General features: G+C 33.5%; 27 protein-coding genes. 5 read left to right on the top strand and 22 right to left on the bottom strand.

All coding sequences use genetic code 11. The annotated features are described in order from the left end of the window. Nucleotides 1-11: 11 nt before the first annotated feature. From dnaJ to gpr, 10 genes are all read right to left on the bottom strand, one after another. Complete coding sequence (dnaJ, locus tag BLV68_RS03060; RefSeq protein ID WP_093750781.1) at nt 12-1,130, bottom strand: molecular chaperone DnaJ; 1,119 nt, start codon at nt 1,128-1,130, stop codon at nt 12-14. A gap of 100 nt (nt 1,131-1,230) precedes the next feature. Continuing rightward, nucleotides 1,231-3,057, bottom strand: coding sequence for a molecular chaperone DnaK (gene dnaK / locus BLV68_RS03065; protein WP_093750783.1), 1,827 nt, complete (start codon nt 3,055-3,057; stop codon nt 1,231-1,233). A gap of 21 nt (nt 3,058-3,078) precedes the next feature. Then, the gene (grpE, locus tag BLV68_RS03070) at nt 3,079-3,672 is read right to left on the bottom strand and encodes a nucleotide exchange factor GrpE (protein ID WP_200773620.1); all 594 of its coding nucleotides are present in this window, start codon (nt 3,670-3,672) and stop codon (nt 3,079-3,081) included. Between the two features lie 57 nt (nt 3,673-3,729). After that, entirely contained in the window at nt 3,730-4,773 is a 1,044-nt protein-coding gene (gene hrcA / locus BLV68_RS03075) for a heat-inducible transcriptional repressor HrcA (protein WP_093750785.1), read from the bottom strand. 107 nt (nt 4,774-4,880) lie between these two features. Then, entirely contained in the window at nt 4,881-6,017 is a 1,137-nt protein-coding gene (hemW, locus tag BLV68_RS03080; protein WP_093750787.1) for a radical SAM family heme chaperone HemW, read from the bottom strand. A gap of 66 nt (nt 6,018-6,083) precedes the next feature. Then, complete coding sequence (gene lepA, locus BLV68_RS03085; protein WP_093750789.1) at nt 6,084-7,895, bottom strand: translation elongation factor 4; 1,812 nt, start codon at nt 7,893-7,895, stop codon at nt 6,084-6,086. A gap of 91 nt (nt 7,896-7,986) precedes the next feature. Continuing rightward, a complete protein-coding gene (locus BLV68_RS03090) occupies nt 7,987-8,235 on the bottom strand; it encodes a hypothetical protein (protein WP_093750791.1) in 249 nt (82 codons plus the stop codon). A 44-nt stretch (nt 8,236-8,279) separates the two neighbouring features. After that, nucleotides 8,280-8,828 carry a signal peptidase I gene (gene lepB / locus BLV68_RS03095; RefSeq protein WP_093750793.1) on the bottom strand — a complete coding sequence of 183 codons (549 nt, stop codon included), beginning with the start codon at nt 8,826-8,828 and terminating at the stop codon, nt 8,280-8,282. A gap of 62 nt (nt 8,829-8,890) precedes the next feature. Then, nucleotides 8,891-10,039: a stage II sporulation protein P gene (gene spoIIP / locus BLV68_RS03100; protein ID WP_093750795.1), complete on the bottom strand. Its 1,149-nt coding sequence runs from the start codon at nt 10,037-10,039 to the stop codon at nt 8,891-8,893. A gap of 83 nt (nt 10,040-10,122) precedes the next feature. Further along, nucleotides 10,123-11,097 (bottom strand): GPR endopeptidase, encoded by a 975-nt coding sequence (gene gpr, locus BLV68_RS03105; RefSeq protein ID WP_093750797.1) that lies wholly within the window; start codon nt 11,095-11,097, stop codon nt 10,123-10,125. A gap of 173 nt (nt 11,098-11,270) precedes the next feature. Between gpr and rpsT the strand changes: the two genes are divergently transcribed. Beyond that, on the top strand, nt 11,271-11,546 hold the full coding sequence (rpsT, locus tag BLV68_RS03110) for a 30S ribosomal protein S20 (protein ID WP_093750799.1): 276 nt from the start codon (nt 11,271-11,273) through the stop codon (nt 11,544-11,546). A gap of 33 nt (nt 11,547-11,579) precedes the next feature. On the opposite strand, the gene holA is transcribed toward rpsT, so the two are convergent. Together holA and BLV68_RS03120 are read right to left on the bottom strand one after the other, a co-directional pair. Continuing rightward, nucleotides 11,580-12,644, bottom strand: a complete 1,065-nt coding sequence (gene holA / locus BLV68_RS03115) for a DNA polymerase III subunit delta (RefSeq protein ID WP_159428598.1) — start codon at nt 12,642-12,644, stop codon at nt 11,580-11,582. Then, nucleotides 12,619-15,090, bottom strand: coding sequence for a DNA internalization-related competence protein ComEC/Rec2 (locus BLV68_RS03120; protein ID WP_093750803.1), 2,472 nt, complete (start codon nt 15,088-15,090; stop codon nt 12,619-12,621). The genes holA and BLV68_RS03120 overlap by 26 nt, the downstream gene beginning before the upstream one ends. A 218-nt stretch (nt 15,091-15,308) precedes the next feature. Here BLV68_RS03120 and BLV68_RS03125 point away from each other — a divergent pair, with 218 nt between their 5' ends. Then, complete coding sequence (locus BLV68_RS03125; protein ID WP_093750805.1) at nt 15,309-16,505, top strand: alanyl-tRNA editing protein; 1,197 nt, start codon at nt 15,309-15,311, stop codon at nt 16,503-16,505. A gap of 37 nt (nt 16,506-16,542) precedes the next feature. Here BLV68_RS03125 and BLV68_RS03130 read toward each other — a convergent pair whose 3' ends face one another. Together BLV68_RS03130 and BLV68_RS03135 are read right to left on the bottom strand one after the other, a co-directional pair. Then, nucleotides 16,543-17,595 carry a hypothetical protein gene (locus BLV68_RS03130; RefSeq protein ID WP_093750807.1) on the bottom strand — a complete coding sequence of 351 codons (1,053 nt, stop codon included), beginning with the start codon at nt 17,593-17,595 and terminating at the stop codon, nt 16,543-16,545. A gap of 144 nt (nt 17,596-17,739) precedes the next feature. Beyond that, a complete protein-coding gene (locus BLV68_RS03135; protein WP_093750809.1) occupies nt 17,740-18,627 on the bottom strand; it encodes a DegV family protein in 888 nt (295 codons plus the stop codon). A 773-nt stretch (nt 18,628-19,400) separates the two neighbouring features. On the opposite strand from BLV68_RS03135, the gene BLV68_RS03140 reads away from it, so the two are divergent. Genes BLV68_RS03140 through BLV68_RS15925 form a run of 3 tightly spaced genes read left to right on the top strand, consistent with a single transcriptional unit; the run spans nt 19,401 to nt 20,420 of the window. Next, the gene (locus BLV68_RS03140; protein WP_093750811.1) at nt 19,401-19,601 is read left to right on the top strand and encodes a hypothetical protein; all 201 of its coding nucleotides are present in this window, start codon (nt 19,401-19,403) and stop codon (nt 19,599-19,601) included. Between the two features lie 22 nt (nt 19,602-19,623). Further along, nucleotides 19,624-20,208 carry an amidohydrolase family protein gene (locus BLV68_RS03145; RefSeq protein ID WP_234949812.1) on the top strand — a complete coding sequence of 195 codons (585 nt, stop codon included), beginning with the start codon at nt 19,624-19,626 and terminating at the stop codon, nt 20,206-20,208. Between the two features lie 2 nt (nt 20,209-20,210). Further along, the gene (locus tag BLV68_RS15925) at nt 20,211-20,420 is read left to right on the top strand and encodes an amidohydrolase family protein (RefSeq protein ID WP_234949813.1); all 210 of its coding nucleotides are present in this window, start codon (nt 20,211-20,213) and stop codon (nt 20,418-20,420) included. Between the two features lie 55 nt (nt 20,421-20,475). On the opposite strand, the gene BLV68_RS03150 is transcribed toward BLV68_RS15925, so the two are convergent. From BLV68_RS03150 to BLV68_RS03185, 8 genes are read right to left on the bottom strand one after another with little or no spacing between them, the layout of a single operon-like run. Next, complete coding sequence (locus BLV68_RS03150; protein ID WP_093750813.1) at nt 20,476-20,733, bottom strand: hypothetical protein; 258 nt, start codon at nt 20,731-20,733, stop codon at nt 20,476-20,478. A gap of 52 nt (nt 20,734-20,785) precedes the next feature. Beyond that, entirely contained in the window at nt 20,786-21,529 is a 744-nt protein-coding gene (gene mobB / locus BLV68_RS03155) for a molybdopterin-guanine dinucleotide biosynthesis protein B (RefSeq protein ID WP_093750815.1), read from the bottom strand. 14 nt (nt 21,530-21,543) lie between these two features. Further along, entirely contained in the window at nt 21,544-22,284 is a 741-nt protein-coding gene (locus BLV68_RS03160; protein WP_093750817.1) for an energy-coupling factor transporter transmembrane component T family protein, read from the bottom strand. After that, nucleotides 22,268-22,942, bottom strand: coding sequence for an energy-coupling factor ABC transporter ATP-binding protein (locus tag BLV68_RS03165; RefSeq protein ID WP_093750819.1), 675 nt, complete (start codon nt 22,940-22,942; stop codon nt 22,268-22,270). Before BLV68_RS03165 ends, BLV68_RS03160 begins: the two co-directional genes overlap by 17 nt. Next, nucleotides 22,939-23,619, bottom strand: a complete 681-nt coding sequence (locus BLV68_RS03170) for an energy-coupling factor ABC transporter ATP-binding protein (RefSeq protein ID WP_093750821.1) — start codon at nt 23,617-23,619, stop codon at nt 22,939-22,941. The genes BLV68_RS03165 and BLV68_RS03170 overlap by 4 nt, the downstream gene beginning before the upstream one ends. Next, a complete protein-coding gene (locus BLV68_RS03175; RefSeq protein ID WP_093750823.1) occupies nt 23,616-24,128 on the bottom strand; it encodes a molybdopterin-dependent oxidoreductase in 513 nt (170 codons plus the stop codon). Before BLV68_RS03175 ends, BLV68_RS03170 begins: the two co-directional genes overlap by 4 nt. Further along, nucleotides 24,121-25,188, bottom strand: a complete 1,068-nt coding sequence (locus BLV68_RS03180; RefSeq protein WP_093750825.1) for an alkaline phosphatase family protein — start codon at nt 25,186-25,188, stop codon at nt 24,121-24,123. Before BLV68_RS03180 ends, BLV68_RS03175 begins: the two co-directional genes overlap by 8 nt. Beyond that, nucleotides 25,181-25,759, bottom strand: coding sequence for an ECF transporter S component (locus BLV68_RS03185; RefSeq protein ID WP_093750827.1), 579 nt, complete (start codon nt 25,757-25,759; stop codon nt 25,181-25,183). Before BLV68_RS03185 ends, BLV68_RS03180 begins: the two co-directional genes overlap by 8 nt. Nucleotides 25,760-25,773 lie beyond the last annotated feature (14 nt).

A 25,773-nucleotide genomic window follows, 5' to 3' on the forward strand; every position in this document is an offset into this window, starting at 1 on the left:
CGAGTGATTGACTAATTGCTAAAGGCATCCTTTACTTTATTAAAAAAGCTCTTTTTGCTTTCCTTATGGGTTTCTCCACTTTCCTTAGCAAACTCCCTTAACAATTCCTTCTGCCTTTCAGTTAACTTTTTAGGAACCTTGACTTCTACCTTAACATATAAATCGCCTTTTCCTATTCCTTTTACATTGGGAACTCCTTTATTTCTAAGCTTAAATCTAGTCCCAGGTTGAGTCCCTTCTGGAATGGTAAAGGTTTCTGTCCCTTCAAGGGTAGGTATTTCAATTTCAGCCCCTAAAGCAGCATCCGTAAAAGAAATAGGGATTGTCAAATAAATATCATTTCCTTTTCTTTTAAATATTTCATGCTCCTTGACATTGATATATATGAATAAATCCCCAGATGGGCCCCCGTTTTCTCCTGCTTCCCCTTCCCCTCTTATGGAAATAACTGAACCCGTATCCACTCCAGCAGGTACTTTAACCTTAATCTTTTTACTCTTCATTTCCTTTCCAGTTCCTGAACAAGTACTACATTTCTCCCTTATAAATTCTCCTGTGCCTCCACACTGGTCGCAGGTGGCAACTCTTACAAATTGGCCAAAGGGGGTTTGTTGTGCATATCTTACTTCTCCTGTACCATTACATCTGCTACAAGTTTCTTTATGGGTGCCTGGTTTCACTCCACTGCCATGGCAGGTACTACATACATCCATTTTCCTGACTAGAATTTCCTTTTCTATTCCAAAAACGGCTTCTTCAAATTCCAAATCTAAATTATACCTTAAATCGGCTCCTCTTACGGGACCCCTCCTTCGTGAAGAAGTACGCCCAAAACCACCACCAAATATATCGAATATATCATCAAATATATCGTTAAATCCACCAAACCCTTCACTAAAGTTTCCTTGACCATTAACTCCATCAGGTCCAAAGGTATCATATCTCCTTCTCTTTTCTGGGTCCCCTAGTACTTCATATGCTTCATTGATTTCCTTAAATTTTCTCTCTGCTTCTTTGTCATTTGGATTTAAATCAGGATGGTATTTCTTCGCTAACTTCCTAAAAGAAGCCTTAATTTCCTCTTGAGTAGCATCTCTTGATACATTGAGTATTTCATAGTAATCTTTCAACGGATATCACCAACCTTTAATTTGCTCCTTTCATAGTTTATCAAAAATCAAAGCTAAATCCAATAGATTTAGCTTTGATTTTTCAAAATATCTATATTATTTATTTATCATCATCCATTACTTCATAATCTGCATCTACTACATCATCATCGTTTTTGGAACTTGTACCGGTTGAACCAGTGTTCTGTCCTTGAGCTTGCTCATACATTTTTTGAGAAATAGTGTAGAATTCTTGGGTCAACTCTTCAGTCTTTTTCTTAATATCCTCTACATTATTTCCTTCTAAAGCTTTCTTTAAAGCATTGAGCTTATCTTCTATCCTTGATTTTTCATCAGAAGAAATTTTACCCTCTAATTCCTTCAAAGTTTTTTCAGTTTGATAGACTATAGAATCTGCATTGTTTCTAACCTCTATTTCTTCTTTCTTCTTCTTATCCTCTTCAGCATACTTTTCAGCTTCCCTAATCTTTTGCTGTATTTCTTCTTCTGTTAAGTTAGTTGATGCGGTAATGGTAATTCTTTGTTCTTTGCCTGTACCTAAATCCTTTGCACTTACATTTACAATACCATTGGCATCTATATCAAAGGTTACTTCAATTTGTGGTACTCCTCTTGGGGCAGGTGGAATTCCAGTTAATTGGAATCTTCCTAATGTTATATTATCTTTAGCCATATGCCTTTCACCTTGTACCACGTGTATATCTACGGCAGTTTGATTATCTGCTGCAGTAGTAAATATTTGGGACTTCTTAGTTGGAATGGTGGTATTTCTTTCAATCAATACAGTTGTTACCCCACCTAAAGTTTCAATCCCTAACGATAATGGGGTTACATCTAATAGAAGTAAATCCTTAACTTCTCCACTCAATACTCCTCCTTGAATTGCAGCACCTATAGCTACACATTCATCAGGATTTATGTCCTTCTGTGGATCTTTTCCTATTAACTTCTTAACAGCTTCCTGTACTGCAGGAATTCTAGTAGAACCTCCAACTAATAACACCTTTTCTATATCTCCAGGTGATAATCCAGCATCCTGTAATGCTAATCTAACTGGTTCCATGGTCTTCTCTACCAGATGGGAGGTTAACTCTTCAAATTTAGCCCTAGTAATATCTATATTTAAGTGCAAAGGTCCAGCAGCTGTCGCAGTTATGAAAGGTAAGTTAATATTGGTTGTCATAGTAGAGGATAATTCCTTTTTAGCCTTTTCTGCTGCTTCCTTTAGTCTCTGTAAGGACATACTATCCTGTCTTAAATCCACACCATGTTCTTTTTTAAACTCCTCAGCTACATAATCTATAATAGCCTGGTCAAAATCGTCCCCACCTAAATGGTTGTTTCCTCTTGTGGCTAATACTTCATAAACTCCATCTCCTACATCCAGGATTGAAACGTCGAAAGTACCACCACCTAAATCGAATACCATAATTTTATGTTGACCTTGTTCTTTATCCAAGCCATAAGCTAAAGCAGCTGCTGTAGGCTCGTTAATTATCCTTTTTACATTAAGCCCTGCTATCCTACCTGCATCCTTTGTAGCTTGCCTCTGACTATCTGTAAAGTATGCAGGTACTGTAATTACAGCATCTGTTACCGTTTCTCCTAAGTAGCTTTCTACATCTGCTTTTATTTTTTGAAGTATCATTGCAGAAATATCTTGAGGCGTGTATTCCTTTCCATCAATGGCCTTCTTATAATCTTTACCCATTTCCCTTTTTATGGAAATAATTGTCCTGTCTGGGTTTGTGATTGCTTGTCTTTTTGCAGTTTCTCCCACTAATCGCTCTCCATCCTTAGTAAAAGCAACCACCGAAGGAGTAGTTCTGTTCCCTTCCGCATTAGGAATAATAATAGGTTCTCCACCTTCCATTACAGCAACACATGAATTAGTGGTTCCTAAATCGATACCAATTATCTTTCCCATTTAAATTCCTCCTTAAATTTATTACTTAGCTACTTTAACCATACTAGGTCTAATAACCTTGTCATTCAGAATATATCCTTTTTGCATTACTTCTATTATAGTCCCTTCCTTTTCTCCTTCTACTTCTTCAACAAATACAGCATGATGATAACTAGGGTCGAATTCCTTCCCTAAACAGTCTATTTCCTCAAGACCTTTTCCCTTAAGTATTGTTAATATCTGTTCATAAATCATCTTTATCCCTTCATAGAACCCGTCCTTTTCCTCAGTGCTTTCTAAAGCCCTTTCGAAATTATCTAGGACAGGCAACAATTCAGATATAATCTCCTCAGCTGCATAGCTGAATATCCTTTCCTTTTCTCTTTCAACCCTGTTCTTATAGTTTATGAAGTCAGCTTGCAGTCTGAGGAGTCTGTTGGTTAGCTCCTTTACTTCATTATTTTGCTTCAGTTCTACTTCAGTTTCATCTGCTTCTTCATCCTCTTTCTCGTCAGTTGCTATTCCCTCTTCTAAATTTCCCTTCTCTAGTTTTTCTTCTGTGTCCTCCTTTTCTAATTTTTCAGCGGCTTCTTCCATATCCACCGCTTCTTCATTAAGTACATCTTTTTTTTCCATTTAATCACCCTTTTTATCCCATATTAAGCTTATATAGAGTGTAATAAAAATTACACTCTACTTTTTCCCCATCAACATAGTCAATATTTCTGTTAAATTCATTGAAAATAGTTGCAATGCATTTATAGTTGTTGCATAATCCATCCTTGTAGGACCAATAACCCCAATTCTGCCAATAGTCATATCACCTAATTTATAAGTGGTAGTAATTACACTACAATCCTTGAGGGGTTCATATATATTCTCACCCCCAATTGTAATTTCTATCCAATTTTCCATAGGGTTGTTCATCAATAGGTCAAACAGCAATTCTTTATCCTCTATAAAAGAAATAAAGGATCTTGCTTTATCCAAATCCTTATATTCAGGAAAATCGAATATTTTAGTTATTCCATCTGAATATACTTCCACATTTTCCATAGTTTCTAAGGATTTATCTATTATAGGGATTATTTTATCTATGATATCTTTAAACTCATACATTTCTTCAATTATTGCTTTTTCAATAGTCTTACCAATATGATCTATAGTCAATCCCTTCAACCTATGGTTCAGAAAATTGGTTATCCTATTCAGTTGATTATCTGGAATTTCCTGCTCAACCTTAAACATGGTATTTTTCACTATACCTTTTTCCCCAACTAAGACTAATAATATTTCAGTAGCATCCAGAGGAATTAATTGGATATGTTTTAATCGCACCTTTTTCAATTGAGGTGATATAGCTAATGCAGTATAATGGGTAATGGCTGATAACACCTTGGCTGCATTTTGGATTAATTGGTCTATTTCCTTGGATTCCTTAGTTAGTATTTGCTTTATTTTTTCCTTCTTATCCATATCTATTTTAAGCTTTTGGGTCTTCAGCAATTGATCCACGTACAATCTATAGGCCTTATCTGAAGGAATTCTCCCTGATGAAGTATGGGGTTTACTTAAATAACCTAACTCCTCCAAATCGGACATTTCATTCCTTATGGTAGCAGAACTCACACCTAAATTATAATTTTTCGATATGGTTCTTGAACCAATTGGCTCAGCAGTCATTAGATAACTATCTATAATAGCATAAAGAACCTTTATCTTCCTTTCATCCAACATATGATCACCTCAAATTAACGGCAGGAAGTTTATTAGCACTCAATAGAGTTGAGTGCTAATTTAAAATTACCATAATTCCAAGTCCTTTGTCAATACCCTTTTTAAATTTATACCAATAAATCCACGTATACTACATTAGATAAATCTAGTCCTCTGCTTGTAAACCTTATCCATTCATCATCCATATATAATAGGCCTTGGGCCTCATATTTTTTTAATACATTTCCATATATATTTTCAACATCAACATTAAATCTATTCTTAAATTCCCTTTTATTTATACCTTCAACAAGCCTTAACCCCATTATCAAGTATTCAGCAATTTCCATATTCTTATCAATTATTTCTTCCCCTTCAATAGGCAATCTATTTTCATTTAACTTATCATAATAATCCTTAAAATTATTATGATTCCAATACCTTTTATTATTGATGTTAGAATGAGCAGCCAATCCCAAACCTATATATGGTTTCAGTTTCCAGTAAAATAAATTGTGTTTGCATTCATATCCCATTTTGGCAAAATTAGATATTTCATAATGTTTATATCCATTATTCTTAAGAATTTCTATCCCCTTATGGTACATTTCCCTTTCCTCATCTTCATTAGGTAATTCAATTATTCCTTCACCATACCATTTTGTCATTAAGGTGTTTTCTTCAAATATTAGACTATAATAGGAAATATGTTCTACTCCAAGCCTTATTACCTCTTTCAAAGTATTTTGACAATCCTCTATGCATTGACCTGGTAGTCCAAACATTAAATCCACATTAACATTATTAAAACCAAACTTCCTTAACAAGTCTAAGCTATCATAAAAATCTTTTGAACTGTGTATCCGGCCAATAGCCCTTAATAGATTGTCCTCTAAACTTTGAACTCCCATGCTTATTCTATTTATACCATACTCCATGTAAGCCTTTAGCTTTTCTTCATTTAAAGTTCCAGGATTAGCCTCTATCGTAATTTCCTCAACTCTATCTGTATTGTAGACCTTAAAAATATTATTTAGTATTCTTCCTATGTATTCTTCATCAATATAAGAAGGTGTACCCCCTCCAATAAATATGGTTTTAATCCTATATCCTTCCAATATACTTTCATACAATTCAATTTCCTTTATCAAATAGGATATATATTCAGGTACTTCAACATCGATATTGGAAAAGGATATAAAATCACAGTAAAAACATTTGCTACTACAGAAGGGGATGTGAACATATAACCCTAAGTCTTTCAAAAATATCTTCCTCTCTTAAGTTGCTATTTTCTACCTATAAATTAATGCACACCTAAGTGTGCACTTTTACTTGTCATCATATTTTAATACAGCTAAGAAGGCTCCTTGAGGTACTTCTACTGAACCAATTTGTCTCATCCTTCTCTTTCCTTCCTTTTGTTTCTCTAGCAGTTTCTTCTTTCTAGTAACATCTCCGCCATAGCATTTAGCCAATACGTCTTTTCTTAAAGCTTTTACCGTTTCTCTAGCAATTATCTTAGACCCTATTGCTGCTTGGATAGGTATGGCAAACTGGTGGCGAGGTATTTCATCCTTCAACTTCTCAGCAATACTCCTTCCCCTTTCATAAGCTTTATCTCTATGAACTATTATAGAGAAGGCATCAACCAATTCGCCATTGATTAATATATCCAATTTGACTAAATCTGACTGTTGGTATCCTTTTAGCTCATAATCTAGAGAAGCGTAACCTCTAGTCCTAGATTTCAATGCATCAAAGAAATCGTATATTACCTCATTCAAAGGCAGATCATAATGGAGGGTTACTCTGGTCTCTTCCAAGTATTCCATGTTGTGGAATACTCCCCTTCTATTCTGACAAAGCTCCATGACTGCACCCACATACTCTGTTGGAGTCATGATTGATGCAGATACAATGGGCTCTTCCATATATTCTACTTCAGTCTCTTTAGGCAAGTTGGTTGGATTTTGAATATATAGCTCTTCTCCCGTTTTTTTCTTTACCTTGTATATTACACTAGGGGCAGTAGTTACAATATTTAGATCAAATTCCCTTTCCAATCTCTCCTGAATTATTTCCATGTGGAGCAATCCTAAAAATCCACATCTAAATCCAAAGCCTAGGGCTGCTGAAGTTTCAGGCTCAAACACAAGACTTGCATCATTTACCTGTAATTTCTCAAGAGCATCCCTAACTGAATTAAAATCTTCACCTTCAGCAGGATAAATACCGCAATAAACCATTGGAACTACCTTCTTATAGCCTGGAAGAGGTGTATCTGTTGGATTATGATGGTCTGTTATAGTATCCCCTACTCTAGCATCCTTAACATTCTTTATACTTGCTACAACATAGCCTACATCACCAGCTTCGAGACTATCTACAGGGTTTTGCTTTGATGTGGTTACACCTACTTCTGTCACCTCATAATGTTTGTTTGTCGACATCATTCTTATTTCCATGCCAGGTTTGATAGCACCTTCAAATACCCTTATGTAAGCAACCACTCCCTTATAACTATCATAATAGGAATCAAATATTAAGGCTTTTAGGGGGGCATTTTTATCTCCTGTAGGAGCGGGTACCTTTTTGACTATTTCCTCCAAAACTGCTTCTATGTTTATACCTTCCTTGGCTGATATTAAAGGCGCATCCTCCGCATCTATGCCTATAATATCTCCTATCTCCTTTTTAACTTCTTCTGGCCTTGCATTAGGCAAATCTATTTTATTTATAACGGGTATGATTTCTAAATCCTGTTCTAAGGCTAAATACACATTTGCTAAAGTTTGAGCCTCAATTCCCTGGGAAGCATCTACAATTAAAAGAGCCCCTTCACAGGCAGCTAAAGACCTGGATACTTCATAATTAAAGTCTACATGGCCTGGAGTATCTATTAGGTTTAAAATATATTCTTCCCCATCCTTGGCCTTATATTTTAGCCTTACATTTTTAAGCTTTATGGTTATTCCTCTTTCTCTTTCTAAATCCATACTATCTAATATTTGATCCTGCATCTGTCTAGTAGATAATAATCCAGTCTTTTCTATTATCCTATCTGCAAGAGTAGATTTTCCATGATCAATATGAGCAATAATTGAAAAGTTTCTTATATTGGTTTGTTTGACATTAGGCATATTTTTCCTCCTTAAGTGTTACAGTAACTCTAGACTTAAATTATATCAGAAATGGAGCTGGAAGTAAACAAAGACCAGCAAGGCTGGCCTTCTATTCGCTTCTTTTCAAAATCTTTAAATCTATTAAATAGCTTTCTCCAAATAAGTATAGTTTCCCATCCTTCAAATCTAAATCGAATATAATAGGTCTTTCTAAATAATCTAGATATATTATATAATCATTTACCATCTTTATTCCATAATATAATATGAATAGTGTAAAAATGATGATTAGATACTTTAAATTCCTTACTCTTCTCTCTCTCCTAATGCGTTTCATCCTACTGACTCTAGTCTCCAATTTAATCACCCTACTTATTTTGCATAAAAAATATATATTTTATGCTATTCTATTTTCCCAAATCGATGATTAAATGGATAGTATCTAAAGGTGGTTATACCTTTAATAGAATCCACAGGTACACAACCAAAGTATCTGCTGTCTTTGCTAGCCCCTTCTTCTCTATTATCTCCCAGTACAAAAACGTATCCTTCAGGAACTTCCCAATAATTCTGGTCATATACATGGGTATAAGCTCCTTCTTCTATATAATCTTCCTCTAATAATTGACCATTTAAATATACCTTTCCATCTATTATAGATACTGTATCTCCACCAATAGCAATTACCCTTTTTATATAATCCTTATTAGTAGCATCTGGTGCTTTCAAAACTACTATTTCCCCTCTTTTTGGCCCGGAAAAATATAGAGGGATTTTATTGGCAAAAAGTCTATCCCTTTCATGTAAAGTTGGATACATGGAATTTCCCAACACATAGGTAGTATTAAAGATAAATGTCTTTATCAAAACCGCTATTACAACAGCTAATAATATACTCTTAATCCATTCTAATACTTCATTTTTAGCAGTTTTATTGTTATCGCCTTCCATATTCATAGCCTCCTTCTCTAAAGGTATTTTTATTATACCATTTATTATCATTAATAAAAAGATTATTCTTGAATATTATCTATTGCTATACTTAATATCTCCCCTAATATTTTAGCTGTTTCCAAAGCTTCTTCTATAGTATTTAAGTTACTGCCTACCTCTATTAAGGCCGAGTAATCTGAAAGAAACTGATTATATTTCCCTACTGGCTTAATCAAAATGCCAGTACATAACCCAGGATATAATACATCGGTTACTGCCTTAATGTACTTAGCAAAGCTCAAAACTGCCTCCTTATTAGGCGAATCTGGGCCTATGACGAAAAAAAATGTTGCTACATCTTTTCCTTCAATATTGATTTTAGTCTTTTCAAGCAAATTTTTCAAGTTTTTGCTTACACTAGAATCCTTATGGTCAAAACCATCTCGATGGATATCCAGCAATACTTTAAAGTTGTCATTCTCTTTTAATTTTGCACTAATAGTCTTTAATGATTGGCTATAGGATTTACTATAGGAGGGTACATCGTGGTATTTAGTTACATGCTCTACCTTATGTCCTCTCTCCTCCAAAATTTCAGATATAACCTGGCCAACTCTAATAACATTTAAGCTTTTATCCGTAGTGTGATGGATATCATTTTCAAAAGACGAATAGGATTCGGTTCCATGAGTATGGTAAATTAAAATATAAGGTCTTTCTCTATCTATTATCAATGGTGCTATATTCAATGGTTTGGGCACCTTGGAAGCATAATCATCCCTATTTGAATCGTCTATGATTATTAAATTCTCATACTCCTCTAACCTGTCTATGATTATTAAATCCTCAACAATTGATGGGTTATTTTCTATATCCCTTTCTTCTACAGGTTCTCCTATAGGTCGTAAATCGCCATTCATAACCATTATAGAAGGAAATTGAGATCTAATAAATTCCATTAGATTGTTAGCTATTGAAAAACTATTGTAAAAGGTTTCCTTAACAGGGGATTCAGGGTAGTATTGACTCCTATACAAATTAAAAATGGAGCTTGTTCTACTAATTAGGGAAACAAAAATGCTCCCATCCTTGAAAATTGCTACTTCACCATTAAAATCAGTTTTAATTCTATCCTTCGTTATATTAATAAGTATTGTACCTAAATTGAATAGTATAAGGCATATCAATGCAATTATTATATATGTGCTTCTACTATCCTTATCCTTCATAAAAACACTCCTCAATTTAGCTTTCAATACATAGATTATATTCAGTTTAGTCCTAGTATATGATAATGATTGAGGAGTTTTTTCTATCTAATATATCGATTTACGTCTTTAAGTTCTATTCCATGATGGAGAGCCATATTTAATCCATTTCCAATAATTATTGACAAATCATCTATAATTAAATCAATTTCCTTAGGAGTAACCACCACATTGGTCATGTAGGGTTCTAACACTTCTTTTATTAGCTGGTATCTATCCTCTCTAGATACTCTTTCCAATGTGGAGTAAAATTCAGTACCAACCCTTGCTACCTTTCTCATTGAACCAATTATTAAATCCATAGTATCATTAATCATGGTAGCTGCATCAACCACCGTTGGAACCCCAATAGCTACTACAGGTACTCCCAAATATTCTTCATTTAACCCAGTCCTCTTATTCCCAATACCACTGCCAGGAATTATTCCTGTATTAGATATTTGAATAGTAGTACTAACCCTCTCCATTCTCCTAGACGCCAATGAATCTACTGCAATCACCAAATCAGGTTTAGTCTTTTCAACTATTCCCTTTACAATTTCCCCCGTTTCTATGCCTGTTAATCCCATTACCCCTGGTGAGATTTTAGCCACATTAGCCACCGTCTCATCCCTTTTCTTATTATAAGCAACAAAGTATTGCCTTGTTACCAGTACCCTGTCTACTACTTTAGGTCCCAATGCATCGGGAGTAACATTCCAGTTGCCTAGTCCTACTATTAAAGTCTTTGTATCTTCATTGGATAATCCTAATCCTTTTATCTCTTTCGCTACGACTTGGCTTATCTCGTCTTTCAAATCCTGATCTGCACTTTTTAATTTTGGAACCTCTATTGTAATATAAACTCCCTTTGGCTTTTCTAAATGGTTTGAACCTATTTCATCTATAATTCGAACTCTGGTTATAGTATAGTTTTCTTCTATTTCCTCCTCTACTTTAATTCCAGGTACCTCTCCGTCATTCTGCTCCTGATAGAACTCCCTATTTTCTATGGCCAAATCAGTCCTTATTTGAATCAAATTAAATCCCTCCTGTTTTATTAAATATATAATTTTTTGTTGTAAATTTACTTGTTTTAAATATTAGTTTTCTTTAAAAGCTGAATTTTATGTATAATGAGGTTAATTCTCCTTGCTTTTTATCCATCTTCATGGTAAAATATCTTTTGTTAAGAAATGAGGAGGTGAAAGGGTTGGCAAATATTAAATCAGCAAAGAAGAGAATTAAAACTATCAAGAAGAGAACTGCTTTAAATAGAAGTAGAAAGTCTGAAATTAAAACTTATATCAAAAAATTCGATTTAGCCTTGGAAAATGGTAATTTGGATGAAGCTAAGGAATTACTTAAGATTATAGATAGAAAATTAAAAAGAGCGAGCCATAAAAGGGTTATTCATAAAAATGCCGCTTCAAGAAGAATAAGTTCTTTAACTAAAAAGTTAAACAATAGAATAAACGAAGCAGTATAAAGAAAACTTCGGATTACCGAAGTTTTTTGTTTGTCAAATTTTAAAACATAGATTTGTTATTAATATTTCCAAAGCCAATCTATCATCTATTGAGCTGGATTTTATAATCTTATCCGCTTCAAGACAGTAAAACATTGCCCTCTCCAATTGTGGAATTGTAAAGTTGCTGCTTTGATTAGCCACCTTACGATACTCATATTGCTTTAAATTCATCTTGCTAAACACATCACCTTCAGAATAACCCTTAAGCCTCAATACCTTATAATTCAGCATATTTCTAAGCTGCCTAACAATCATATGAAGAATAAATAATACGGGTTCATTAGACCTATACATTTCGTTAAACAATCTAATAGCCTTTTCCCCATTTTTTTGGCTGATGCTATTCAACAAATTAAACACATTCATCTCCAAAGGCTTAGACATCAATAAGTCAATAATATCATTGGTAACTTCTTCTCCATTGGATAGATAATTGGAAATCTTAATTATTTCATTTTCTAAATCATATAATGTCCTATTATAGTTGGAATCCAAATAAGAGGATTGCTGCACAAAGTAATTTATGCTGGATTTAGATATCTTCTTATTATATTTTTTGAAACTCTTTTCAACCCAATCGTTTAAATCGTTTCCCTTTAATTTAGCAAATTCCACTAACTCTCCCGAATTAATTATAGACTTATACAAGGCATTAGATTTATTAATACTTTCATCCTTTTCAACAAATATTAAGCACAAATAATCGGGTAATTCTCCAAAGTATTTAATTAATGGATTCTTTGAAGGAGGTAATTTAAACTCCTCAGAAATTTCTTCCTTTTCCCTTTTATTGCTAAATAAAGGAAAATCCTTGATTACCACAATTTTCTTTTCAGACATAAAGGGCAGCGTTTCACAAGCATTTAAAATGGAATCAAACTTTAAGGACTTACCATCTAATATTACGTAATTCAATGCTTCTAATGAGCTATCTATATAAATATTTTTTAAGGTTAATACCGTATAATCAATTAAATATTCTTCTTCACCATAAAATAGATAAACCGATTTCAACTCATGTTTTTTTGCCTTATCGATAAATTCCTTGTAATTCAATTTTCTCCATCTCCTTCTCAATCAGTAAAAATTCAATTGCTAGCCTATAGGAAAGGAAGAATAATATAATTAAATATATGATACAAAGCTTATATTCCTTTAATATATCTAATATTATCCACTTATCTCTTAAGAAAAACTCAATTTCATACCCACTCTTATTTAGTTTAAGACTTATAAGGCCTAACTCATCGGTTCTAAATATTTCAATATTGTGCTTTTCATATCTTTCCAAAACATCCCTATGAGGATGGCTAAAGCTATTATTTCTTCCCACAGATATAAAACCTATTCTTGGTTTAATTTCATCTAAAAAATCCTCACTTGAAGAAGTATTGCTGCCATGGTGAGGCACCTTTAAAAAGTCCACATCCACATTTAAGCTATTTTGAATACTTTTTTCCCCCAATTCTTCAATATCTCCTGTAAACAGAATATTAAAATTATGATACCTCAATAATAAGACTAAGGACAGGTCATTGTCTGAAATATTGATATAGTTTAATAGCTCATGGCTAGGTCCAATTACATATATATTACCATGCCTGCATAATCTAACCTTATCGCCCTTCTTCAATAATTTTACAGGTATTCCCTTCTCAATGGCCTTATCCATTATCTGGTTATATAGCTGATTTCCCTCTCTTTCATATCCTAAGTATATATTCTCAATTCTTATATTGTCAATCAAATAGGGTAGACTTTTACAGTGATCTGCATCATAATGGCTTATGAATACTCCATCCAACTTAAATATTCCTTCCTTTTCTAAATAGGGAAGAAGAATATTTTTACCTACATCGAAGTCCCCAAACGAATTTCCTCCTGTATCAATTAAATAGATTCCTTCCTTTGTTCTAATTAAAATACTATCTCCCTGCCCCACATCGATAAATTCTATGGTCATACTAGAATCAAAATAATAAGATATAGCATTTACTAAAGCTATAAATAAAAGAAAAAACACTATTATTTTATTTAACCGTTTATTAAATTTGCTAATATCTATGATTCTAAATAACATTAATATCATTACATAGTAAATGAATATACCATAAATAGATGAGGAAGGTACTTTAATATTTAATATTGGGAAATAACTTAATATCTCCATAATTTTAAACTGAATATTCAGAAAAAAGTTTATTATAATCCCGATAGAATTGGAAATAGCACTACTGAATAATGAAAAAAATAATAAAATTATACACAGCACTAAAGAAAAACTAAATATCGGCATCAATGCCAAATTTGCCACTACGCTAATAGCTGGCAGCCTATTGAAATAATAGGATAAAATGGGTAACAACCCTATTTGAACATATATAATTGCTGCCAAGGCTTTAGAAAGGCCTCCCCTATATATAGATATTGGACTAACCTTATTTGCAAAAAATAAAATTGCAAGAGTAGCCCCAAAGGATAGCTGGAGTCCAATACTAAAAATCCAAAAGGGGTTTATTAAAATCAATATGAATAGGGCAAAGAATAGAGCATTGATGGAATCATAAGGAAGTCTTATAATCTGAGAAGTCAGTAATATGCTAAACATTATATTTGCCCTCAATATAGATGGGGGAAAGTTAATTGCATAGGCGTAAAACCAGATAAATCCAATAGTTATTATTGAACTTATCTTTCTGTTTATCCCCAAATAAACAAATATTGAAGTAAATAGGTTTGCAACAATTCCAATATGTAAACCGGATACAGCCAATAAATGAGCTAAGCCTAGGTCCCTAAATAACTGAATATCCTCTCCATCCAAGTAGGAATATTCACCTAATAATATGGATTTCATCATACGACTGCTTTTTTCATTTAGATAAAGATCTAATCCATTTCTTATTTTTTTAATAAATCCGGATTTAATCTTTATAAAAAAATCTCCTTCCCTTCCTTTTACATCTATTATGGAGCTATCCCTTATGGTCATAGTAACATGAATGTTTTCCGTCAATAGATTTAATTTATAGTTAAATAGATTGGGATTTGTATTAGGTAAAGGTTCTTTCAATACTCCTCTAAAGCTTATTTGATCTCCCATTTCCAAATTTTTATCGCCTATTACCTTTAAAATTAGTTTTTCAGATACTTTTATATATTCTCCATCCACATTTATTCCATTTACTCTAATTATGTATCTTCCAACCTCTTCTGAAAGAGATTTCACTTCTTTTACAGTTCCCACCAATTCAATAGGCTTATCGATACATTTTTTCAATTTGCTGTTTTCTACTTTTACGCTTGCTAATATGATTCCTAATAAGAATAAGCTTAGAAAAATGAAAATTGTAATAGGTCTATTATATTTCAATCTTATGAAGCTAATTAGTATAAGGGATAAAAATATTAAAAATACTAAGTGGATGTCTATTTGAAAACAATAATAAAATATAATACCACATATTAAAGGAAGGGTAAGAAAGACAAAGGGTCTTTTCATAGATCAATTCTTTTTCCTCCTATTCATTCTATTCAATGCCCATATTATTAAAAGCATCCCTACGATGGTAAAATAACTTCCCAAGTTTTGCTTATCCATATCCATTTCCTTTCTAATTAATTTACTTAAATTATAACATACTCATACAATTTTGTTTTTAATTTAAAATAAAAATGGTATTATAATTATAATACATATTTTGTTAGGTGGTGGAAAAGTTGACAGAAAGAATCTACTTAGAGAATCCATATTTACGTAATATTGAGGCTAGGATTGTAGAAAAAAAATATATGAATAACAGATATTATGTCAAGACCAATAAAACCATATTCTATCCAAACTTAGCTGGTGGACAACCTGGGGACAGAGGAACTATCAATGGTGTAGAAGTGATAGATACTTATGAAGATGGAATAGATATAGTCCATGTTCTTAAAGATAACATTCATAGCGATAGAGTTGAACTATCCATAGATTGGAATAATAGATTCGATTATATGCAGCAACATTCTGGACAACACCTTCTATCTTCTGTATTCTATAAATTATTCAATGGTGAAACCATTGGATTCTATATTGGAAAGGAATATGTTTATATCGATGTAGATATACCTAAGATTAGTGAAGAAGAGATACAGAAAGTGGAAGAATTTGCTAATAAAATAGTCTTTTCAAACTTCTCCATCAAATCCTATATTGTGGAAAGGGAAGATATTGATAAAATACCTGTGAGAAAGGACCCAATAGTCAGCTCCAATATCAGAATAGTAGAAATAGATGGAATAGATTTTTCCCCTTGTTGTGGCACTCATTTACGGAGTACAGGGGAAATTGGCATGATTAAGATAAGGCGAGTAGAATCCTACAAAGGGAATATCCGAGTAGAATTTGTATGTGGCAATAGGGCCTTAAGGGATTATATCTGGAAAAGCAATGCCATTCAAAAGATTAGCAACCTACTATCCTCAAAGGATAAGGACGTTTATAATAGAGTTGAAAAACTGTATAATGATAAGGAAAATTTAGAGAAGGAAAATAGGCTTTTAAGAGAAAAATTATTCAAATTCATAGCAACAGATTTAATAAGGGAAGCAAAGAACATTAATGGGATCAATTTCATCATTAATGAATCCATGGATATGGAATTTAAAGAACTTCAGAATTTAATACCCTACGTCAATTTAATAGAAAATACTATAATTCTATTTGGCGTAAAGGGCAATTCCACTGGGCAATTTATAATAAGCAGAAGTCAAAATCTTAATATAAACATGAAGAAATTATTGGAAGAGGTATCTCAGAACATAGAAATTAAAGGAGGAGGCAGCCCTCAAACTATACAAGGCGGTTGTTCCATCGATAAGCTAGATGATGTAATTAAAACCTTCTATGATAAGATTTTGGAAAGGTTATAAGGAAGGGTTGTTTTTATCCTTCCTTATAACTTTAGGTTTACTTAAATATTTCTTTAACTATCTCAAGCTTTAACCTATCAACTCCATTATAGTCTATTGCAGGTCCATAGGCTTTTTCCAAAATTTCATGGTTTTTTCTGGCCCCCAATAAATGGAAGATTCCTTTTTTGATTAATAATTGGTAAGTTTCATAATCCTCTTCATCTTTTACCCTTTCATCAAAATATTCGTTTAAATCAATACTTTTATAGGCATACTTTAGTCCTTGTTCATTAGAGGTTATACAGGTGTTTATGTCATTTATTATCAAAGATTCCACTTTATTAGGAATAGTTGAATTATGGTAAATCTCCATGCTGTAATTCCTTATTCTGCTTTCCTCTATTAATCTATTTAACAATGTAGATTTACCTATGCCTATATCCCCTTTAATATAAAATACTCTTTTCACCCCTTTTAAAATGAATTCAGTATAATCTACAAAACCTTCTGGAGTATTTGCATTAGAAAAAAGATGTCTTTCCTTTATAGCAAATCGGGTAGTTTCTGGCTTTTGGGAAAAAATTTCTTCTATCAATAACATGGTAACTCGATTGACTCCATTAAAATCTACCCCTTGTTTATTATTTTCCTCAATCAGATCATATATTGTCTTTGCAGCTTTAAAGTAGGTGTAGGCTTTTCCATAAGCCTTTTTATTATCATTTTTAGCCTTCATTATTTCTTCTCTAGATTCAAGTAATTTGTCCCTATCGATAAACTGGCCTAAATCTATTATCAAGTCTGTTACCCCAGGATATACTGGATCGATTATGTGAGGAGCGGTGCCATCTACTATACCTATATCTAATTCCTCTATTACCAATCCATCTATAGAATTCGGATCTGATGGACAGTGATGATATTCTAAAGAAAATCCCCTTTCTATTGACATTCTTCCTATTTCCTTCATCAGTGATGACTTACCACCACCAGGCATTCCCTTTAATATATACAACATCTTCCTATTCGAACCAAGTATATTGTCATGTAAGGAATAAAAACCGTCAGCTGTATTCCCTCCAGGAAACATTCTCCTAATCTTCACCATATGGAAACCTCCCAAAATGATTATATAGTATGTAAAAATAATAAAGACTCTCATATTAGTTTACGCTTATCACGATGATATTATGAGAGTCTAAAATAATATTATACCATATTACATGATTGTCACAGGCATTCAACCTATGTCCTAGCACAACAATTCTTCATTTACGTAAAAATCAGGCTTTTTGCTAAAGAAGAATACTCCAACCCCTCCAATGCCTATATGGGAAGCTAAAACACTTCCTATTTTTTCAATTAAAATATTACAATTGTGGCCAATCCTTTCAATTAACATATCTTTTAACTCTAAAGCAGAACTTAAGTCATCAGCATGAGCTATACCTATAATTTGGTCAGGAAAATCTTTAATTCTATTTTGAACTAGATCTGCTATAGTATTCAAAGCTCTTTTCCTTCCCCTCACTTTTTTAATTACTACTATTCTACCATCTTGAAGATCTAAAATAGGTTTAATATTGAGGGCTCTTCCTATTATGGCACTGCTTTTTGAAATCCTACCACCCTTTAATAACCAACTTAAATCGTCAATAGTAAAAATATGTTCAATATGCTTAACATTTTCCTTGGAATATTCTATTATATCCTCAAATTTTTTGCCTAGCTTTGCAAAAATGGCTCCCTGTAAAGTTATTAATCCTGAAGCAAAAGAGCCAGCTTTTGTGTCTATTATCTCCATTTTCACTTCTGGATACTCCTTTTTTAGCTTTTCGATAATCATATAACAGTTTTCGTAAGTACTCGATAATTTGGATGAAAAGGAAAAATATATGAAATTTATTCCTTTAGATGCATATTTCTTAAATAAATCATAAGCATTCTTTGGATTAGGCATAGAAGTCTTAGGACTTATTCCTTTTCTCATAGCCTCATATACTTCTTCTACAGAAATGGTCACCTTATCTAAATGTTCTTTTTCTTTCAATAATACCCTTAATGGTAAAATATCTATATTGTACTTTTTAATCATATTGTCTGGCAGATCTGAAGTGCTATCCATTATAATTTTTATCATCCAAATTTTACCTCCCTATCCATAGTCTTCAACCTCATTTCTATATTGATAATATTTGCTTTAGTCATATTTATAATTGAATTATATCATACCTTAAGAAATGTTATGCAAAAATTTGCAAATAAAAGATTTTTTTAATTTTTTTGTTGATAAATATTTTTATTGATAGTATACTGCTTTTTAATATTTTTATAAATAAAGGTTATGACAGAGAGAAAAAAACTGGTAAATTAACTAAAGAAAGACGAGGCTGGTGGAAATCACATTAATCCAGTATATAATATTCACTCTGAAACTAGCTGGTTGAAATTCCCAGTAGTCTAGGCCGAAGCTCTACTCATGTAGATGCCCCCGTTATATAGTTATGGTTAAAGGATTTTTACCTTCGACCTGAAAAGGCAATTCACTCAAGTGGATTGTATACTAGAGTGGTACCACGAGAATACCTCGTCTCTAGAACATGAATATATTTTAGGGACGGGTTTTTTTATATGTAAGTCTGGCCAAAGCTTACCCAATAAATCAACTATCAACAAAAGAGGGTATAATAGGAAGAAAAATAGGCTTTTTGGAAGAAAAATGACTAAAGCTAATTCCTTAGGTCTTGCTATGGTTGGCCTTATGTCTGTTTTTTTTTGATAATCTCACAATGGCTACTCCAAAACTATTGGCTTCACTATTAGACCCTTTGGTTGTCAGTTTAATTTTGGGGTTAATTGGTATAATCATTTCCTCAAGCATGCTGGGTAAAATATTGGGATATTCTAAAAAAAATGGCCATATCCATCGAAGTTACAGCATTGTTAGGATTTCCGGGAACCTATATATTGAGTAATGAGGTAGTCAATACAGTGGGGAAAAATAAAGATGAGAAAAAGGTCATTCTAGATGAAATATTACCTAAGATGTTAATAGCTGGTTTTATGACTATAACCATATCATCTGTAATACTTGCCAAATTTAATGTAAACTAAGATTGATAAGAGGGAATTAATTATGACAGATAAAGTTTTATATAAGGGATTCACATTGATTGATGGAAGTGGAAAGGAACCTATTAAAAATGCTTGGTTTATAGTGGAAGATAAGAGGATCATAGAAATTGGAAGAGATAATGATCATCCAAATATAGAGGATACTAAAGTAGTAGATTTAAATGGCAAGACTGTTATGCCAGGGTTAATCAATTGTCATGTCCATATAACCATGGAACCCGTAGCAGCCCCCTTCGCCATGTTAATCAGAGAATCAGATGCTATGACTACTTTAAGAAGTGCTGCTAATTTAAAGAAACATCTAAGATCAGGCACAACATTTTTCAGGGACTTAGGAGCCCCAAACTATATAGATATAGACTTAAGGGATGCAGTAAACGAAGGTATAATTGAAGGGCCAGAATTCATAGTAGCTGGAAAATGTATTACCATGACTGGAGACCATGGCTGGTCTATAGGAAGAGAGGCGGATGGTGTAGATGAAGTTAGAAAAACCTGTAGAGAACAATTAAAAGCTGGAATAGATGTTATGGTACAGATGCAGGAACTCCTTTCAATTTCCATGATAAAACTCCATATGAGTTGAAGTTGATGGTAGAAGCAGGAATGACTCCAATGGATGCTATAGTAGCCTCAACTAAAATTGCCTCTGAACTATTATATATAGATGAAAATTATGGTACTTTAGAAAAAGGGAAGTTTGCTGATTTTCTGGTATTAGATGAAAATCCTTTAGATAATCTAGATACCCTATTTAATATAGATGAGGTTTATAAATTAGGTAAACTAGTAAAATAAACTAAAAAAGAACTCTTATACATCATTAAACAAGAGTTCTTTTGAGCTATGTTAATTATATTGACATCCTCCTCAAACTCCTAATGGCAATCTCATGTTCTTCTATTATCTCATTGAAGGATTTATCGTTCTCCATAATTTCATCAAGTTTATAACTGATTTCAGATTTAAATTCTGTTAATTCAGCAGTCTGTTCATGAATTGGGTCCACCATTTTATTAAGTTCTCTTAAACCTTTCTCTACATTCTCCAGTCTTCCATCTAGACTATTCAATTTTTCCAAAATTAATCTTTGGAATTCTTCGTTGGTCATTTTCTCATCCCCATTAACAGCTTTGATTCATTAAATCATATGCTAAAACCTCCTACAATATCCGTACTGTTATTTCTTTCCCTTCCTCATAGCCTTTCAATTCCTTTACCACTCCAAGTACAGCATTATATAAAACTCTCTGGACGAAGGGAACCATTTCTATATCCTTTCCTCCAATTTGCAGTTTTACTCTGGACTGTGCCAATACACAATCTTCCCTTCTAGCCTTTCCTTTTAATATCAAGGCTCCTAATTGTCTACAACTATAACCGCATTCGCCACAACAATCTTCAGGAAAATCTGGCAATTTATCAAAAACCTTTTCTTCTATTAAATCCACTATCTTTTCTACATTATCTATAGTATTGATAACCGGCAAGCCTTCAAATTCGTCTAAGCTATTGGATATTTTCCCAGATATAGCAAATACCAAATCATCCAACCTTTCCAAGATTTCCTTCTCATTATGGGCAGTAATAATCTTTGGCACATTGGAATCTGTAACTCCTTCCAATATAACAAAATCATGGTTATAAAACTTAAGGATTTCATCCATACTCAATTTTTCCTGGAACAATATATCAGTTTCGAAATATCCTCTTGCTGTTACCAGTTGGGAGCCAGCTTCTCTATGCCTATATGTATTGGACCCTACCGTGTCTATGGCAAATTTCTCAAAATGTATTTCCTTAACTGAACCTACAGAATAATTCCTACTTCTCAATTCCTTGATTATATTCTCGATAGTTGTGGTCTTGCCAGATTCCGTTATTCCCACTACGGAAAAAACCTTCATCTACTTCCCTCCAATTATATGAAATAATAATCAATTATATATGAAAGGGTAAACACAACAATGGAAAAAATTATCAGATAATCCCACTTAGACATTTTTAACACTAGAAAGCTTGTGCGACTATCGTAGGCTCTAAACCCCCTCATTTCAATAGCAACCGACAACCTTTCAGCCTTTAATATAGTTCCTACTAATATAGGGGTGAATATATGGGAATACAAACTGATCCTTTTTTTAAGAGGCATATTATTTACTTCAATTCCCCTTAGCTGGAGGGCAATTAATGAATCCTTGACCTCTTCAGTTAATAAGGGCAAAAAACGAATACCTACTGCTACCATGAAGGCTATATCATAGGGTAATCCCCATTGAACCAGTCCTTGTACTATCTTCCTGGAATTTGAAGTGGTAATTATAGTGGCTGAAAATACTATTATCATCATTCTTACTATGAATTGGATTCCCTTTTCTAATCCTATGCTAGTTAAGACCGGAAGACTTCCAATGGAAAATAGAACTTCCCCTTTGCTAGAAAATATGCTCTGGACTATTGCAATAACAGCTATCATGTATAAAAGTCTCTTTACCTTATTTAAACTCCTCTTCAAATTCACCTTAAAAAACAAAGTCACTATTAAGGTTAAAATTAATATAATACAAAGGGAAAGAGTATCTTCACTTATAATGGCTAAAGTGGAAAAGCAAAAGACCATAAGAAGCTTGGTTCTGGGATCTAATTTAAATCCTCTGGTCATATATTATTTCACCCCTATGGATTTCTATTTTCCTATGGGCAATTTCTTCAATAAAGGAATGATCATGGCTAATAATTGTCATTCCAACTCCTTTTTCTGTTAGTTCCCTTAGTACTCCTACGAGTATTCTTTTCCTCTCAAAATCCAACCCATTAGTCGGTTCATCTAAAATCATATATTCAGGTTCATTAATCAATATGGTGGCAATGGCAAGCCTTCGCTTTTCCCCTTGGCTTAACAGTAATGGAAAACTCTCCCTTAAACCCTCCAAGTGAAATTCTTTTAGTAAGCCTTCTACTCTGTTTTTAATAAAAGCTTCTTCGCAGCCATTAAACTTCAATGCAAATCCCAATTCCTCCTCTACCGTATTACAAAAAAAATGCTTTTCTGGATTTTGAAATAGATACCCTATCTTGGAACCTATTTCTGCCAAGGTCATTTTAGAATTATCCCTATTGGATATAAGAACTTGTCCCCTAATAGGCCTTAAAATCCCCATTATAAGCTTACCCAAGGTAGTCTTTCCACTTCCATTGGAACCCAGTAGGGCTGTAACTTCATCCATTCTTATCCTTAAGCTTAAATTATTAAATATAGGCCTTCCATTTACATATTCAAAATGTAAATTCTTTATTTCTATAAAATCCAAATAGGTCACCAGCCTTTAACCTCTAATTTCCCGTCCTTAAGCTCCATTAGCCGATCTGCTAATTCTAATATATCCCTATTATGATCTACCAATATAATAGTCCTTCCCTGTTCTTTCAGTTTGGATATTATATCCTTTATCCTCCCTTTACCTTCTTCATCTACCTGTGATGTAATCTCATCAAATAATAAGAGTTCCGGTTCCATAGCTAATACTGCAGCAATGGCTATAAGCTGCTTCTGCCCTCCAGATAGATTATTAGGATTTTCACATCTATACTCTTCCATTTGAACTAATTTAAGGGTCTTTTCGATTCTTCTTCCTATTTCTCCTCTTTCCACCATTAGATTCTCTGGCCCAAAGGCAATCTCATCTTCTACAGTAGGTGAAAATAGCTGAGTATCTGGGTCTTGGAATACTATCCCCACTTTTTTAGTTATTTGGGCTATTTTTAAGTCCTTAACATCCTTCCCCCATAATTTAACTTCCCCTTGGATTTTGCCCTTCCTAATATGGGGTATAATCCCGCAGATGATATTTAAGAGGGTACTCTTACCAGATCCGCTTAATCCTGTAATAGCCAATACTTCTCCCCTGTTTAGGCTTAAGTCTACTCCCTTTAATATATAATCTGAACCTATCCTATATTTAAAATATAAATTATGTACTTCCACTGGCTTAATCATCTTATTTCCAGCTCCACAACGAATTTACACCATCTTTGGCTAAACTGGTCTTTCTTAACAATTATCTGGTAAGGCCCACTGCCTCCCCTTTCCCTGCTATCCAGATATCTGTCATTTATCTTATAGGCCAAATAAATATTATCCTCATCCATCACCTCATCTATGCTAAAAACAACGGTATAACCATCTATCCCCCGCACTATTACCTGCCTTTTATCAGCTATAGATATTCCCACTTCCTCAATTAAATTAATTAATGGTATTCCAGTATAGCTGTAGTCTTGCGGGTCTGTATCGCTAGTGTCTAGGGTAGCCAAAAACTCTACTTCTCCTAATTCAACTATATCCTCAAATTTTATCATGCTCTCCATTTCATCCCCTTTTACGATTATTTCAGCCATTTCCAAGGCCCCCCTTTTATCCTTTACAAGCTCTCTATTCATTAAGGCAAAAACCCCCAGTATAATTACTAATATCAATATAATAATACCAATGGTTTTATTACTCAAATTGGCCCCCTCCTTCAAGAATTATATAAGGAACCATTAGGTCCTCATATCTAAATAGGCCATGATCACCACCATCATCAGTTGAATGCATTCCATGGTCTGCAGTTATAATTACCTTCCCCTTCCACTTGGATACCATTTCTTCTAAATAGCCATCTATCCGTTTGATAAACTCCATAGTTTCCTCAGAAAGGGGTCCATAGGCGTGGCCGCAATCATCAATTCCATGAAAATGAGTAAATATAAAATTATAGCCTTCCTTTATAGCCTCCATAGTAGCTTTAAATACTTCATCATCGGTAAAACCATCCTTATTTTCATCCAAATGCAAGATGGGTTCAATTTCCGTTTTAAGTATACCTATATTCCCTTCTACATATAAGGTCTTCTTATACAATTCCTCTGCTAACTTGAATATGGAATCAACCTTTAACTCCCTCTCATTTCTAGAATGGATTCCATTTTCTATAGGATACCTGCCTGTTATTATGGCAGCTAATCCTGCATTGGTTACAGGTTTATAGACTGACATGGCCTTTTCAGCCCTTGCTTGTTCCTTTAAAAAGGGTAAATATTCCCCTTCAATAGCATATAGGTATTGATGGTATCCCAATCCATCTAACAAAATAAACAATACATCTTCCTCTACCAAAAAATTAGACATATCCTCATAGGCATGGGTAATGTTTTTATTAGGAGGATTTAATACTACACCTATCACATCCTCAACTAGAGCTGTGCCAGTTCGGTCCATGTAACCGATAACATCGTTATTAGTTAGGAAATACCCCCCTTCTTGAAGGCTTTCCACTTGGCCTAATCTACCCATTATCACTGCTCTATCATATTCCTCATCTATAAGATCCTCTAGCCTAAATTCCCTATATTCCTTTGGAGATATACTTTTTATATTCCTTTCCCCATCGATTATATTCATTCCCATTTCCCTTCTATCATCACTAGTAACTTCCCCATCCCTTGAACCCAACTTCCCACAGGAAGGTATCAATAGCATTATTAAGCTAAATAGGAAAAGTAGAAATATGTACTTCTTATTCATCGTGTCCTCCTTTGTCTATTAGGTTTTTTAATGCGTTATTTTTCTTCAAACCTTTAATTATATTATAGGCTATCAATCCGCCAATTCCTCCTGAAAGGGAAGCTGAAGTTAAAGTCAGTACTAAAGGTATTAATGGCAGCCTGAAGAACACCAAATTAACTAGAAAAGTTCCACTTATGTTGGCTAATATTCCTGCTATAAAATAATTACCTGGATTAAACTCCCTTCTTTTAATCAATAGAAGATAAAGGTCTACAACCAATCCGGGAATTATGTATGTAAAAAAGCTTACAATTCCATGGGTTCCGTATATGCCAAGGCTTACCACCATGATGGATTGAACTAGGGATATTAAGGTAGCAACTCCAACCTTTCCTATTAAGCCCATTCCCAACACTATCCACATCATATATAGGCCTCCTGCAATAGCCCCACCGGGAATGAATAGGGGACCGGTGATGATATGGGCCAAGGGCACTATAACTGGCTTGGTGGCAATACCTAAGGTAGCCATTAGTGCAATTACTATTATTTCAAAAATGGAAAATTTATTCACCAAATTCTTAAACATAGTTTTTCCTCCAA

The sequence above is a fragment of the Tepidimicrobium xylanilyticum genome, from assembly GCF_900106765.1.
Taxonomy (GTDB): domain Bacteria; phylum Bacillota; class Clostridia; order Tissierellales; family Tepidimicrobiaceae; genus Tepidimicrobium; species Tepidimicrobium xylanilyticum.

Bases quoted from the DNA above. Each gene is read 5' to 3' on its own strand.
- dnaK (WP_093750783.1), bottom strand. From the start codon at position 3,057: ATGGGAAAGATAATTGGTATCGATTTAGGAACCACTAATTCATGTGTT.
- grpE (WP_200773620.1), bottom strand. From the start codon at position 3,672: ATGGAAAAAAAAGATGTACTTAATGAAGAAGCGGTGGATATGGAAGAA.
- hrcA (WP_093750785.1), bottom strand. From the start codon at position 4,773: ATGTTGGATGAAAGGAAGATAAAGGTTCTTTATGCTATTATAGATAGT.
- lepA (WP_093750789.1), bottom strand. From the start codon at position 7,895: ATGCCTAATGTCAAACAAACCAATATAAGAAACTTTTCAATTATTGCT.
- lepB (WP_093750793.1), bottom strand. From the start codon at position 8,828: ATGGAAGGCGATAACAATAAAACTGCTAAAAATGAAGTATTAGAATGG.
- spoIIP (WP_093750795.1), bottom strand. From the start codon at position 10,039: ATGAAGGATAAGGATAGTAGAAGCACATATATAATAATTGCATTGATA.
- BLV68_RS03120 (WP_093750803.1), bottom strand. From the start codon at position 15,090: ATGAAAAGACCCTTTGTCTTTCTTACCCTTCCTTTAATATGTGGTATT.
- BLV68_RS03130 (WP_093750807.1), bottom strand. From the start codon at position 17,595: ATGGTGAAGATTAGGAGAATGTTTCCTGGAGGGAATACAGCTGACGGT.
- BLV68_RS03135 (WP_093750809.1), bottom strand. From the start codon at position 18,627: ATGATAAAAATTATAATGGATAGCACTTCAGATCTGCCAGACAATATG.
- BLV68_RS03140 (WP_093750811.1), top strand. From the start codon at position 19,401: ATGGCCATATCCATCGAAGTTACAGCATTGTTAGGATTTCCGGGAACC.
- BLV68_RS03145 (WP_234949812.1), top strand. From the start codon at position 19,624: ATGACAGATAAAGTTTTATATAAGGGATTCACATTGATTGATGGAAGT.
- BLV68_RS03150 (WP_093750813.1), bottom strand. From the start codon at position 20,733: ATGACCAACGAAGAATTCCAAAGATTAATTTTGGAAAAATTGAATAGT.
- mobB (WP_093750815.1), bottom strand. From the start codon at position 21,529: ATGAAGGTTTTTTCCGTAGTGGGAATAACGGAATCTGGCAAGACCACA.
- BLV68_RS03160 (WP_093750817.1), bottom strand. From the start codon at position 22,284: ATGACCAGAGGATTTAAATTAGATCCCAGAACCAAGCTTCTTATGGTC.
- BLV68_RS03170 (WP_093750821.1), bottom strand. From the start codon at position 23,619: ATGATTAAGCCAGTGGAAGTACATAATTTATATTTTAAATATAGGATA.
- BLV68_RS03180 (WP_093750825.1), bottom strand. From the start codon at position 25,188: ATGAATAAGAAGTACATATTTCTACTTTTCCTATTTAGCTTAATAATG.
- BLV68_RS03185 (WP_093750827.1), bottom strand. From the start codon at position 25,759: ATGTTTAAGAATTTGGTGAATAAATTTTCCATTTTTGAAATAATAGTA.